15 protein-coding genes and 1 pseudogene are annotated in these 11,864 nt (G+C 58.1%); 9 read left to right on the forward strand and 7 right to left on the reverse strand.

The window, feature by feature from the left end; all coding sequences use genetic code 11:
• The 5 genes from P0D70_RS35130 to P0D70_RS35150 all read right to left on the reverse strand — a co-directional run.
• The coding region (locus P0D70_RS35130; RefSeq protein ID WP_408187891.1) for a TolC family protein at positions 1 to 538 on the reverse strand (538 nt) is incomplete at its 3' end.
• A 340-nt stretch (positions 539 to 878) separates the two neighbouring features.
• The gene (locus tag P0D70_RS35135; protein WP_408187892.1) at positions 879 to 1,163 is read right to left on the reverse strand and encodes a DUF4148 domain-containing protein; all 285 of its coding nucleotides are present in this window, start codon (positions 1,161 to 1,163) and stop codon (positions 879 to 881) included.
• A 95-nt stretch (positions 1,164 to 1,258) separates the two neighbouring features.
• On the reverse strand, positions 1,259 to 1,984 hold the full coding sequence (locus tag P0D70_RS35140; RefSeq protein ID WP_408187893.1) for a ZIP family metal transporter: 726 nt from the start codon (positions 1,982 to 1,984) through the stop codon (positions 1,259 to 1,261).
• Positions 1,984 to 2,334: a zinc ribbon domain-containing protein gene (locus tag P0D70_RS35145; RefSeq protein WP_408187894.1), complete on the reverse strand. Its 351-nt coding sequence runs from the start codon at positions 2,332 to 2,334 to the stop codon at positions 1,984 to 1,986. Before P0D70_RS35145 ends, P0D70_RS35140 begins: the two co-directional genes overlap by 1 nt.
• A gap of 46 nt (positions 2,335 to 2,380) precedes the next feature.
• Entirely contained in the window at positions 2,381 to 4,798 is a 2,418-nt protein-coding gene (locus P0D70_RS35150; RefSeq protein ID WP_408187895.1) for a heavy metal translocating P-type ATPase, read from the reverse strand.
• A 77-nt stretch (positions 4,799 to 4,875) separates the two neighbouring features.
• Between P0D70_RS35150 and cadR the strand changes: the two genes are divergently transcribed.
• Genes cadR through P0D70_RS35165 form a run of 3 tightly spaced genes read left to right on the forward strand, consistent with a single transcriptional unit; the run spans position 4,876 to position 6,730 of the window.
• Entirely contained in the window at positions 4,876 to 5,307 is a 432-nt protein-coding gene (gene cadR, locus P0D70_RS35155) for a Cd(II)/Pb(II)-responsive transcriptional regulator (RefSeq protein WP_408187896.1), read from the forward strand.
• A 59-nt stretch (positions 5,308 to 5,366) separates the two neighbouring features.
• Positions 5,367 to 6,410: a cation diffusion facilitator family transporter gene (locus P0D70_RS35160; RefSeq protein ID WP_408187897.1), complete on the forward strand. Its 1,044-nt coding sequence runs from the start codon at positions 5,367 to 5,369 to the stop codon at positions 6,408 to 6,410.
• 2 nt (positions 6,411 to 6,412) lie between these two features.
• Positions 6,413 to 6,730: a YnfA family protein gene (locus tag P0D70_RS35165; RefSeq protein WP_408187898.1), complete on the forward strand. Its 318-nt coding sequence runs from the start codon at positions 6,413 to 6,415 to the stop codon at positions 6,728 to 6,730.
• Between the two features lie 196 nt (positions 6,731 to 6,926).
• On the opposite strand, the gene P0D70_RS35170 is transcribed toward P0D70_RS35165, so the two are convergent.
• Positions 6,927 to 7,178, reverse strand: coding sequence for a hypothetical protein (locus P0D70_RS35170; protein WP_408187899.1), 252 nt, complete (start codon positions 7,176 to 7,178; stop codon positions 6,927 to 6,929).
• Between the two features lie 46 nt (positions 7,179 to 7,224).
• On the opposite strand from P0D70_RS35170, the gene P0D70_RS35175 reads away from it, so the two are divergent.
• The 6 genes from P0D70_RS35175 to P0D70_RS35200 all read left to right on the forward strand — a co-directional run bounded on the left by P0D70_RS35175 (position 7,225) and on the right by P0D70_RS35200 (position 11,300).
• Complete coding sequence (locus tag P0D70_RS35175) at positions 7,225 to 7,503, forward strand: metal-sensing transcriptional repressor (protein WP_408187900.1); 279 nt, start codon at positions 7,225 to 7,227, stop codon at positions 7,501 to 7,503.
• Positions 7,504 to 7,512: 9 nt separating this feature from the next.
• Positions 7,513 to 8,136, forward strand: coding sequence for a hypothetical protein (locus P0D70_RS35180; RefSeq protein ID WP_408187901.1), 624 nt, complete (start codon positions 7,513 to 7,515; stop codon positions 8,134 to 8,136).
• A gap of 45 nt (positions 8,137 to 8,181) precedes the next feature.
• The gene (locus P0D70_RS35185; protein WP_408187902.1) at positions 8,182 to 8,667 is read left to right on the forward strand and encodes a hypothetical protein; all 486 of its coding nucleotides are present in this window, start codon (positions 8,182 to 8,184) and stop codon (positions 8,665 to 8,667) included.
• A 53-nt stretch (positions 8,668 to 8,720) separates the two neighbouring features.
• Positions 8,721 to 9,782 (forward strand): DMT family transporter, encoded by a 1,062-nt coding sequence (locus P0D70_RS35190; RefSeq protein ID WP_408187903.1) that lies wholly within the window; start codon positions 8,721 to 8,723, stop codon positions 9,780 to 9,782.
• Positions 9,783 to 10,020: 238 nt separating this feature from the next.
• On the forward strand, positions 10,021 to 10,635 hold the full coding sequence (locus P0D70_RS35195) for a class I SAM-dependent methyltransferase (RefSeq protein ID WP_408187904.1): 615 nt from the start codon (positions 10,021 to 10,023) through the stop codon (positions 10,633 to 10,635).
• Positions 10,636 to 10,784: 149 nt separating this feature from the next.
• On the forward strand, positions 10,785 to 11,300 hold the full coding sequence (locus P0D70_RS35200) for an aspartate carbamoyltransferase (RefSeq protein ID WP_408187905.1): 516 nt from the start codon (positions 10,785 to 10,787) through the stop codon (positions 11,298 to 11,300).
• Between the two features lie 32 nt (positions 11,301 to 11,332).
• Here P0D70_RS35200 and P0D70_RS35205 read toward each other — a convergent pair.
• Positions 11,333 to 11,864: pseudogene (locus P0D70_RS35205) on the reverse strand (hypothetical protein); the annotation flags it as partial.

Raw genomic sequence — 11,864 nt, forward strand, 5'->3', positions numbered from 1 at the left:
CGGCAAGCTCTGCGGACCGGAGGGCGATAGCTGCCGATTCCTGCGCGACCTGCAAATGACGTTGTGAAGCAAGTAATCCATAAAACGCTACAACGACATCCGAACGAAGAGCCGCCGCGCGACCGTCGAGCGAAGCGAGCGCAACCTCCCGCCCATATGAGGCGACGTCCTGCCGCGCCCGACGCTTACCACCAAGCTCTACAGTCTGATTTACCAGCGCAGTCGTCGTGCGCTCAGTGCCCCCGAACCCCTCCTGGAGAAACGACATTTCTGGGTTGGGCCGGACTCCCGCCTGGATGAATGTGCCCTGGGACGCGTCCGCATCGGCGCGCGCGCCGCGAAGCGTCGGATTGTTTTGAACCGCGATTCCGAGCGCGTCGTCAAGGGACAGCGGAGTCAGTGCGGCTTCGTTGGAGATAGCAACGCCAACGACTATCGGGCGTTCGTCTTCGCTATACGCAGGGGCCGACATCGACTGCGCGCAAGCAGGGGTTGCAGCAGCAATTGCTAGAAATGCTGCAAAGTTGCGGGTAAGCATGCAGGGGCGCGGTCGTGAAAAGGTATGTGCGATGCTACGGCTCTGCTGCAGCGCAAACATGATGCGAAAATGATATTTCCGTCATCTTGGACAACGACCTGAAGCCTTGCGCACGCGGGACTTCCTACCGATTCAACGGGAACATCCTACTTGAAGCGTGCAATGACGAGGACCAGTCCGAGCAAGGTAAGGCGCCTGACGACGTTCACGATGCTGCGACGACTCAGGCGACGTCAGATACATTGGCTTGACGGCGCACGTACGGTGAGCCCGCGATGAGCCGGCGACAGGTCAGTGGTTAACTCGCAGATGAAATGCAAGCCACAAGGCGCGAGGATGCTTACTTTGCGTCTGCAGATGCAGATGCCTCCTTGACCGCTGCATCGTCTGGATGGGTGATTGCGTAGAGTTCCTTGTTCCTATTGACGGTCGCTGCGCTTGGAGGATAGTCATACCGCCTGTACGGCAACCATCCGTCACGCTGCGCCTGAACTATCTCCGCGCGCACCTGTTCGCGGGTCTTGCCCTGACTCTCGGGCGTTCCTTGAGCCGCAACAGCGCCGGCGGCGCCTACAGTGATTAAAGCTATTGCAATTGTTGGCCACTTCATCATCTTCTCCTTCACTGGATTCGCCGAACTGGCGAAAGACACCAGTGTGGCGAGGCGACGGTGCGCCCAGATGAGAGACAGATGACAAAATCGTCATGAACGGGAACCGCTCACCCTGTCTTTACCGAGGCCTCGATGATGAAGAAGACGATAAAGCCCACGAAGAACGCGGAAGTGGCGACTGCGGTCTCTGGCACCTCGTGCGCCTCGACCAGCAATTCCTCCGTCACCAGGTAGATAAGCGCGACAGTTCCAAGGCCCAGCAGGACTGCATAGAAGTTCGGCGGCAAGCCTGAGAATAGCGCATGGCCGCCAACCGCCGAAAGGCTAAGCAACGCCGCCAGCAATACGGGCACTCCCAGAGTCCATAGCCTGCGAACTCTCGCAGCGCCGAGCGCCGTACTTACGGACAGCGCGAGGAATAACACCTCGAGTGTGAGCGCTATCGTAAGGATGAGACCAGTCTCTTCTCCGGCAGAAAATGCTATGCCGAGCACGAGACCATCAACAATGAGGTCAATAGCGGTTACGACAATCAGGCCGGTCGGCAAACTGGAATTTTCAAAACGCCTTTCCAGTCGGCTGCACATTTGCCTGATGCCCAGCATCAGCATCAGGCCGAGAATGAACCCAATTACGACCGGCGTGGTCGTGTGCGTTCTATCCTGTGGCAGTAATTCGAGGGCTGCGGCCGCGAACACGATGCCGCCAGTGAAGTGCTGGATGACGCTAGTTGTGCGAGCACCCGGCGTTTTCACCGATGCGACGAAGGCTCCCGCACCCGCCGCAATCAGCGGGGGAAGCGTGAAAAGCGCCAGCTTGACGGCGGGTGTCATCAGGTAGCCGCGGTGCCGCACTGGCTGCAGAATTTCGCGCCCGCCGAGAGTGCGCTGGTGCACTTCCCACACGTTGCGGGGACGAGCGGAGAGGCGCACTGACTGCAAAAGCGCGCCCCTTGTGAATTCGCCATCTTGCACTGCAGACAAATAGCGCCGCTCTGGGCAGACGGAGCAGGCACGGGCGCCCGTCCCCATGTCTGGTCGTCGCGGTGACCATAGCCGTGCCCACCCGCGGCACCGCGTCCACCGTTGTGACCATGTCCGCCTCCGTGCGAACGCCCATGTCCGCCATCGTGGCTACCATGGCCGCCGTGACGGCCGCCAAACATTCTTTCCAACCATCCCATCGCAACCCCCGGTTGACTCAATCCGTCATTAGCGCCGCTCGCCTGGTCACTTGCGCAACAGGCGGAGACCGTTACCGACAACCAGCAGACTGGCTCCGACGTCAGCGAACACAGCCATCCACATGGTCCCAAGGCCTGCAAGCGTCAGCGTCAGGAAGACAGCCTTGATTCCAAGCGCCAGCGCAATGTTCTGTACGAGAATCGAATGCGTGGCCTGCGACAGACGGATAAAGGCCGGGATTTTTCTCAGGTCATCGTCCATCAGTGCGACGTCAGCTGTCTCGATTGCCGTGTCCGTTCCCATTGCTCCCATTGCAAAGCCAATATCAGCCCGCGCCAACGCTGGCGCATCGTTGATGCCGTCACCAACCATGCCGACCATGGTTGAGTTGGCGGACAGACGCTCTACAGCGCGCAGCTTGTCTTCAGGCAACTGGTTGCCCTCAGCATGGTCGATGCCGACTTGCTGAGCGATTGCCTGCGCGGTGTGAGGGTTGTCGCCGGTCAACATTGCCGTACGCACGCCCAGCTTGTGAAGCTCCGAAATTGCCTCACGGCTGCTTTCTTTGACAGTGTCCGCCACGGCAAAGAGAGCCAGCACGCGAACTTCATCAAGCAGCACCACAACCGTCTTACCTTGACGTTCAAGGACGTCGAGCCGCTCTTCCAGTTCCACTGAGCAGCGACCAAGTTCCTCGACCAAACGGTGATTGCCAAGGGAGTAGCTTCGTCCCTCGACAACGCCGCGGACACCGCGCCCGGGAATCGCCTCGAATTCTGCGACCGGATACTCCATCACGCGGTCAGTCGCCGCGGCTCGCGCGATGGCCATCGACACGGGGTGGTCCGAGCGGCCTGACAGGCTTGCAGCGAGCGAACGAACGTGAGCGACATCGACATCCGTTACACGCAGCTCAAACTCTGTTTGAACCGGCTTGCCGTGTGTAATGGTTCCGGTCTTGTCCAGCGCCAGCCACGCGAGCTTACGTCCCTGCTCCAGATACGTGCCACCCTTGACGAGAATTCCTTGGCGTGCAGCAGCGGCTAGGCCGCTGACAATCGAGACCGGTGTCGAAATAACCAGCGCGCAGGGACAGGCAATGACCAGAAGCACGAGCGCTTTGTAAATCCAGTCGAACCAGCTACCCGAAAAGATGAGCGGAGGCACAAGTGCGACGGCGAGCGCCACAGCGAAAACGATGGGCGTATAGATGCGGGCAAACTGGTCAACGAACCTCTGCGTCGGAGCCTTGGTTCCCTGAGCTTCTTCAACTGCGTGGATGATGCGAGCCAACGTCGTGTTGTTTGCTGCAGCGGTGACCTTGTATTCGAACGAGCCCGAGTCGTTGATGGTCCCCGCAAACACCGCGTCACCCTCTGCCTTCTCTACGGGAAGGCTTTCTCCAGTGATAGGCGCTTGATTGACGGTCGAACGACCGCTTGTGATTGTTCCGTCCAGACCAATGCGCTCGCCGGGCTTCACGCGAACAATGGCACCAGGAGTAACAGAACTCGCTTGGACTTGAATCCATGAGCCGTCCGCCTGCCTGACGGTTGCCTCTTCCGGCGCCAGCCTCATCAAGCCCTGAATGGCATTGCGAGCACGGTCGAGCGATTTAGCCTCGATGAGTTCGGCTATCGTGAACAGCACCATGACCATCGCGGCTTCCGGCCACTGGCCGAGAACCAGAGCGCCCGTGACGGCGATGCTCATCAGCGCGTTGATGTTCAAATTGCCGTTGCGGATGGCAATCCAGCCTTTCTTGTATGTTGTCAGACCGGAACCTGCCACCGCGAGTAATGCAAGCGCGGCGACGAGCCAAGTGGGCTGCCCGAGCCAACTGGCAGCTTCCGAGCCAACCGCAACCGCGCCCGCAAGCACGAGCGGCCACCAAGGTTTTTGCTCGGGTTGCGGCACCTCCCCGGTTTGTCCCTCCGCTGAGGTCAATTCTGGCGTGAAGCCTAGAGACCGTAAGGCTTCGAGTACCGGAGTTAGCGCGTCCGCCTCGTGAACAACCGTCAGCACTCGTTGCATTAGGTTGAATTCCATTGTCGCAACAGCCGGCATACCTCCCAGTTTTTTGCGGATTAGGGCTTCCTCGGTTGGGCAGTCCATCTGGAGGATGCGGATTTGCGTCCGGACCGCATCGCCAACCGGAATTGGCCCGGACAAGGCGACAAAAGATACGGGCGCGGGCCCGCAGCAGCTTTCGCCGACAGCATGGCCGTGAGCGTGTTCATCGCCGTGGGCATGGCTATGTCCACGGTCGTGCTCATGGTCATGCGTCCGCTCGTCGTGGTGGTCGTGCGCATTTTCTTGGCGATGTCCGCTGGAGCATGCATGGCCGTGTTCATGGTCATCACGTCGCTCTGCGTCGGCAGGTCGGCAGCAGTTATGCTCGTCGGACACTGGGGCACTCGTGCCGGACTCGTGCCGATTCTTGGGAACGTCTGCTTGCGACATGGTGGTATCCGTCCTTGATTTATGGTGTAGTAAACACCCTGGAGTAACTCCAAGGTCAAGGCCAACAGGAGAAATTCATGAAAATCGGCGAACTCGCGCGGCTAGCCAACTGCACGACGGACACAATCCGGTTCTACGAGAAGGAAGGATTGCTACCGTCGGCGGACCGGACGGAGGCTAACTACCGACGCTATAATGAGGGTCACATCGACCGTCTGCGGTTCATTCGAAACTGCCGCGCGTTGGACATGACGCACGACGAAGTACGTGCGCTCCTTGATGCAGCCGATGGTCCGGCCACCGGCTGCGGTGCTGTCAATGCGCTAGTCGATGAACACATTGGCCACGTGAACACGCGAATCAAGGAGCTACAGCAGCTTCGTGCCCAGCTAACCGCGCTGCGTAAGCGCTGCGCAGGCGAGCAACCGGTCGAGGCGTGCGGAATCATTCACGAACTGACGTCAATGGAAACCGCTCAGCCTAGGCCTAAGGCTTCTCACTTGGGCTAGGTATCGGGCAGGTATCTTGCTGAGGTCAGTTTTGGCCCCTTTCTTATGGAGGAGACGCGATGCCTCATAGTCACGGACACAATCAAACAGACGGCCACGCTCGCGGAGAACATGAACACAGTCGCGAAGAAGGTGGCCACGTCGAAAATCATCATGACGAGCACAGTCATTCCGGGCACGACCATGCGGGTCATAATCATTTGCATGGTGTGACGGACCAGCGACGCGTTGGATGGGCCTTTATCATCATTGCGGTGTTTATGTTCGTGGAGGTCATTGGAGGCGTCCTGTCGGGGTCATTGGCCCTGCTTGCCGACGCGGGACACATGGTCAGCGATGCGGCAGCCCTCGGATTCAGCTGGATAGCCATCCACTATGGTCGGCGTCCCGCGACCGCGCAATTGTCCTACGGCTATAAGCGGCTGGAAATCCTGGCCGCGTTCGTGAACGGATGTGCGCTCTTCGTCATCGCGGTCTGGATTGTGTTCGAGGCAATTCAGCGGTTTGCGTCACCGGTGCCGGTTGCCGGAAAGACAATGCTCATCGTTGCGTTCGTGGGACTGGCCGCAAACATTTGCGCGTTTCTGGTTCTGCACGGCGGCAACCGCGAAAATCTCAACTTGCGCGGTGCCTGGTTGCACGTTTTAGGCGATATGCTGGGTTCGGTCGCGGCCATCGTCGCAGCGGGCGTAATTTTGTTCACTAACTGGACGCCCATTGACCCCATCCTGTCGATTTTTGTTGCGGTCATTATCCTCAAGAGTGCATGGGGTATCGTCAAGTCATCCGCGCATATCCTCTTGGAAGGCACCCCCCAAGGAATGAACCTGGCTGACGTCAAGACGGACCTCGAACAGAACGTGACAGAAGTACGCGATGCACATCACATTCATGCCTGGTCCATCACGGGCGAGCAGCATCTACTGACGCTGCATGTGCACCCCACGGCGGGAACGGCCTCGCGAGACGTTGTTGCCGCAGTTCAGCGCCGGCTCGCCGAGCGTTTCAGCATTGAACATGTGACGGTCCAGGTCGAGGAGGATGACTGCATCGACACGCAAGCACATGGCGCAACGAGCGCTAGCGCAACGGATTGCCACTGAGCGTGAAGACGTTTCTCCTCTTTGCCGTGACTGCTGTTGCTGAAATTCTTGGCTGTTATTTGCCCTATCGGTGGCTTCGTGAAGGTGGCAGTGTATGGCTGTTGCTTCCCAGCGCAATAAGTCTCGCAGCTTTCGCGTGGCTGCTAACCCTTCATCCAGCGGCCGCAGGCAGAACTTATGCGGCGTATGGCGGAGTCTATATTGCGGTCGCGATTTTATGGCTCTGGTCCGTCGACGGCATTCGTCCGACAGCTTGGGATTGGCTCGGGGTTGTCCTGACACTGTCCGGCATGGCCGTTATCGCTCTGCAGCCACGATAACGCCTGAGGCCGGAACAAACACCAAAAAGCCATGCGACCGAATACACGTAAAAAACCGGTTCCCGTACAGCGTTGTGGGCGCGCCCGGTCGTCCGACAAGGCGCCCGCGATAACGCCGGACACAACTGCAGCTATGCCACCGAGCAAGCAGGTTGAAGAAACCCGAGGCAGGGTCGCACAATCGCGGACGCACGGTTCAACCTAGATTTCGGCCAGCGGCCCCTGCGTCTTCCTCGTACAGCCACCATTGCGACACCGCCAGCAAGACGCTGCTGCGCGCGCGTAGCATATCCAATGCAATCAAAATAACGAGGCTGGCGACGAGCAGCCGGGCGTGCAGCGTACTAACGAGATACCCAATGGATATGCCGACCGCCCTATCAAGTGAACCAGGGCGATTGACCTCGTAGGCGGTGACACAGATAGTGGATGCGTAGCAGCCGGTCATTCAATTCAATTGACTCGTCCTATCCCCCTGGATAGGATGTTAAGTCATGGACAAGAAAACTCTCCACGAATCACATCCGGCCATCGTTCTTCGTTTGAAGCGAGCGGAGGGTCATCTGCGCAGCACGATTGCGATGATTGAGGCTGGTCGAAGTTGCGTTGACGTTGCGCAGCAGCTTCACGCCATCGAGAAGGCTGTTACCAATGCGAAGAGGGCACTCATCCACGACCATATTGACCATTGCCTCGACACACAGTCTGGTTCCGACACCACTTCGGTCAAAACGGCGCTCGCCGAATTCAGAGAAATCAGCAAGTATCTATAGGCTCGTCCAATGGGTTTCCTTTCTTCCCAGCAACTGAACACCAGTTCAGCTGCGCTGCTGGTCGGCGCCGTCCTGGTCGTCGGTGTCCTGCACACCGTCGTTCCGGACCACTGGGTCCCCATCACGCTCATCGCGCGCCAACGAGGGTGGACCAAGGGCCAAACTGCACGTGCTGCGGTTCAGGCCGGGATGGGACACGTAGTTACGACCCTCATCCTCGCGGCCATCGTATGGCTGGCAGGGGTCGCTGTTGCTGCGAAGTTCGGCCAATGGGTCGATACTTTTGCGAGCATTGCGCTCGTCGTCTTCGGGCTCTGGATTGCCATTTCGTCATGGCGCGAACTTCGCTCGGGAGATGGTCACAGGCATAGTCATGGTCCGCACGGGCACAGCCACGATTTCTCGCATCTAACGGGAGCCGACGGCCCGGTCGATGCGATACACGGCCCGGAACTTCAGCGGATGTACGGAGAGCACGGCGCTCTCGAGCTGTCCATCTACGAGATTGGGCAGTCGCCGCATTTCCGGTTCACCGCAACACGCCCGGAAACGGTTGAGACCGTTACCGTTGAGACCAGCCGCGACGGCGGCTCACGACAGTCCTTTACCTTCGCTAAACGTGGAGAATATTGAGAAACGCTGGACGACATTCCCGAGCCGCATGAGTTCGATGTCAAAGTGACAGTGAAGCACGATGCCCATGCACATACGTACCAAACTGCATTTGCCGAACATGAGCATCACCACGGCGAGCATGACCATGACGGGCACCACGACCATGGCAACGGACATGGCCACGCGTCTGTCAAAAAAGTATCGTCACGAACCGCGCTACTGCTGATTCTTGGCTCGTCGCCAATGGTGGAAGGCATTCCCGCCTTCTTCGCCGCCGCAAAGTATGGGCTGAGTCTTATCCTCATCATGGCGGTCGTCTTTGCTGCGAGCACCATCCTGACTTATGTCCTACTCTGCATATATTCGACGGCCACCTTGCAGCGCATCAAGTTTGGGTCTCTCGAACGTTACGGCGAGGTTATCAGCGGTGCTTTCATTGCCCTGGTTGGATTGGCCTTCTCGGTATTCCGATTCTATAAGTTTTGTGGCTTTCGGAACGAGAGCCGCGGGACTTCACGGGCCGCGCCTCTCGTAGACAGCCTCCGCTAATTTTTTATGCAAAGATGTTGGGCCGAAGATGCTCAGCATCATAGGTCCGTTTCATGCACGCACGTCACCACGCCGCTTTCACCGCACTTCTTGCAGCCGCGCTGTTCGGCGCGACCACGCCGCTCGCTAAGACTCTGCTCGGCACGCTTTCTCCCTTCATGGTCGCGGGTCTGTTTTACCTCGGTAGCGGCGTCGGTCTGGCCATTGGCATTCTCTTCCAGCGGTATCATCGAACGAGCGACGAACGAGACAACGAAAGCCGAATTCAGCCCGCCGAGTTGCCGTGGCTTCTCGGGGCAATCGCAGCAGGCGGGGTAGCGGGACCTGCACTGCTAATGCTCGGTCTCGGCACAACTCCCGCTGCAACCAGTTCCCTACTATTGAATCTTGAAGGCGTGTTCACGGCGGTGATTGCTTGGGTTGTGTTCCGCGAAAACGTTGACGTCCAGATATTTCTCGGGATGGTCGCGATAGTGGCAGGCGGTGTCGTCCTTTCGTGGCAGCCCGGTGCAACTAGCGTGGCGGTCGGCGCATTACTGGTCGTGGGAGCCTGCGTTGCGTGGGCCATCGACAACAATCTGACGCGGAAGGTGTCAACCAACGACGCGATGGTCATTGCCTGCCTGAAAGGGCTGGTCGCCGGTTCGGTCAATCTGGGAATCGCACTTGTGCTGGGTGCGCATCTTCCGAGCGTCGGGAAGGTGGCCGCCGCCATGCTGACCGGCTTCGCTGGCTACGGCGTTAGCCTGGTTCTCTTTGTCGTCGCGCTGCGTAATCTTGGTACAGCGCGGACCGGGGCATATTTCTCGGTGGCACCTATATTCGGCGTCGCCATATCGCTCATCCTGTGGCCAGAGCTGCCGCCGCTCCTTTTCTGGCTAGCGGCCGCGCTCATGGCGCTCGGAGTCTGGCTGCATATACGTGAGCGACATGAGCATCCTCACACTCACGAAGTCCTGGACCACAACCATCGACACCGGCACGACGAGCACCACCAGCATACGCATGATTTTGATTGGGATGGTGAGGAGCCGCACACGCATCCTCATCAACATGCGCCTATCACTCACACGCACGCGCACTTTCCCGACATCCATCACCGGCATACGCACTAAAGCCGCACTGACATTAGTGTGTCTTGCACCCGCCAGGCCGTCGGTCCGTACTGTGCCGTCACCGACCGGCACAACCTGCAACATTCACTCTGTCGTGTTGGGATAGTTCTCGCCACCCTTGCTGGAGTAGCTAAGTGAGTTAAGTGTTTCATACCTGCAGAGCTGCGCAATGTCGATGACGCGCCTCGTCAGGTCTCTTATCATTGACTCGCATGCGGCATAATACTGGGGAAGCAAGATGGTCAGTAAAGAACATTGGGAAGACGTCTATCGGTCAAAGGCCCCCGACGCAGTTAGCTGGTATCGCGCGCATCTTGAGGCATCGCTGCAGCTGATTTCCGAGAGTGCGCCGGACCGGAGTGCAGCCATTATCGATGTGGGCGGTGGTGAATCTACATTAGTAGATGATTTGCTCGAAAGCGGATACCGAAATCTGACAGTGCTCGATATGTCCGCCGTTGCTCTCGATACCACCAAACGTCGATTGGGCTCTAACGCTGAGCAGATAACCTGGGTCGCTTCCGATATGTTAATGGTCGATCTGCCCGCGCATCACTACGACGTATGGCACGACCGGGCCGTCTTCCATTTCCTCAGCGAAGCGTCAGAACGGGCCGCATACATTCGCGTGCTGACCAACGCCCTCAAACCCGGTGGCCACGTCGTAATTGGGACATTCGGACCTGCCGGACCGAGCAGGTGCAGCGGACTCGACGTGAGGCGATACGATGCCCAGCAGCTCTCCAACGAATTCGGTGCAGGGTTCGAGTTGGTCACAAGCACCATTGAAGACCATCACACGCCTGCTGGCTCCGCCCAGCAGTTTCTATACTGCTGCTTCCGGAACCTGTGACTGGCGGGCTAACCCGTCTTTGGAGCGCGCGTGAGCTCGACTGAGCGCGGCAGCAGCCGGACCGCTGCACCGGAGGTGCAGTAGTATTCTCAAAGGCTTATCACATCGACGTTCGTTTGCTCGCCAATCCATCGAACCGAATTGCAGTCATGAGATCAATAGTTCTTCAGTCTGTTCTGGTTGCCGCCGTGGGGATGACTTGTTATGCCCACGCCGATGAGCCGCAGCGTCAATCCGAAGTCGCTCAACGAGGTGCGGAGGTGATGCCCTTTTCCCTGGGCGCAACAACGCATATTTTCAGCAAAACAAGCGATGGCGGCACTCAACGCGTAGTCGCCAAAAATCCCTCAGACAAGACGCAAGTACGTCTGATACGCGAACACCTGCGTAGCATCGGGGAGCGGTTTCGAAACGGAGATTTCTCCGGACCTTCTCAGATTCACGGGGATGACATGCCGGGCCTCGCGCAACTCAAGGCTGCAAAGCCGGGCCAAATATCCATTGACTACAAGGACGTTCGTGCTGGGGGACAACTGACCTTTCGCACTCGCGATGCCACCCTTGTAGTCGCCCTTCACGACTGGTTTGGCGCCCAACTTTCTGACCATGGTTCCAATGCAATTGAAGGACACCAGCACCACCATGGAGGCATGCAGACGCAATAGCCGCGAGGGAAACACCTGATTTGTATCGCCTGTCAGGACAACTTCGCGCAGCGGCCTCGCACGTCACATTCACTCGCCTGAAGCAGTTCTTCCAATGGCGCCTCGTCGAAGTCGAAAATTGAGTTCGCGAAGATGTCCGACGGAATGGCGGTGCGCTCAACTTCTACACAGGCGGCAATGTGTCTCGCAATCGGCATCCTTGTATTTTTGTGCGGTCTATATTGAATTCTATAAAGTTTCGCTTTCAATTCCGGTTCTGCCCAGAGGTCACTCACTGATTTAAGTCGACCTTCAAATACAAAGCGAACCCACATCTTTTCGCCCTCTATGGCCGTGTCGGCCATTAGTTCTGCGAGCACCAGCAGTATGTATGGGACGTCATCCTGGTTGAGGTCGCTGTAAGACCATAGATGTAGTACGTCGGCAGCCGATACGAGGTTGACGAAACGTCCGATTGAAAACGTCCTGACCTGGTCGGCCATGACCGCAAAGTGAGAGCGCCATCGCGCAAGGAAAGCCGTTCGATTCCGGGGTTCAACTTTGGGATCCGGTATGCCTCGCGCA

This window comes from Paraburkholderia sp. RL17-381-BIF-C (assembly GCF_046026435.1).
Classification (GTDB): domain Bacteria; phylum Pseudomonadota; class Gammaproteobacteria; order Burkholderiales; family Burkholderiaceae; genus Paraburkholderia.

Coding starts and splice junctions, on each gene's coding strand:
- P0D70_RS35170 (WP_408187899.1), bottom strand. CDS start 7,178: ATGACCGGCTGCTACGCATCCACTATCTGTGTCACCGCCTACGAGGTC.
- P0D70_RS35180 (WP_408187901.1), top strand. CDS start 7,513: ATGGGTTTCCTTTCTTCCCAGCAACTGAACACCAGTTCAGCTGCGCTG.
- P0D70_RS35145 (WP_408187894.1), bottom strand. CDS start 2,334: ATGGGATGGTTGGAAAGAATGTTTGGCGGCCGTCACGGCGGCCATGGT.
- P0D70_RS35140 (WP_408187893.1), bottom strand. CDS start 1,984: ATGACACCCGCCGTCAAGCTGGCGCTTTTCACGCTTCCCCCGCTGATT.
- P0D70_RS35190 (WP_408187903.1), top strand. CDS start 8,721: ATGCACGCACGTCACCACGCCGCTTTCACCGCACTTCTTGCAGCCGCG.
- P0D70_RS35160 (WP_408187897.1), top strand. CDS start 5,367: ATGCCTCATAGTCACGGACACAATCAAACAGACGGCCACGCTCGCGGA.
- P0D70_RS35200 (WP_408187905.1), top strand. CDS start 10,785: ATGAGATCAATAGTTCTTCAGTCTGTTCTGGTTGCCGCCGTGGGGATG.
- P0D70_RS35195 (WP_408187904.1), top strand. CDS start 10,021: ATGGTCAGTAAAGAACATTGGGAAGACGTCTATCGGTCAAAGGCCCCC.
- P0D70_RS35150 (WP_408187895.1), bottom strand. CDS start 4,798: ATGTCGCAAGCAGACGTTCCCAAGAATCGGCACGAGTCCGGCACGAGT.
- cadR (WP_408187896.1), top strand. CDS start 4,876: ATGAAAATCGGCGAACTCGCGCGGCTAGCCAACTGCACGACGGACACA.
- P0D70_RS35175 (WP_408187900.1), top strand. CDS start 7,225: ATGGACAAGAAAACTCTCCACGAATCACATCCGGCCATCGTTCTTCGT.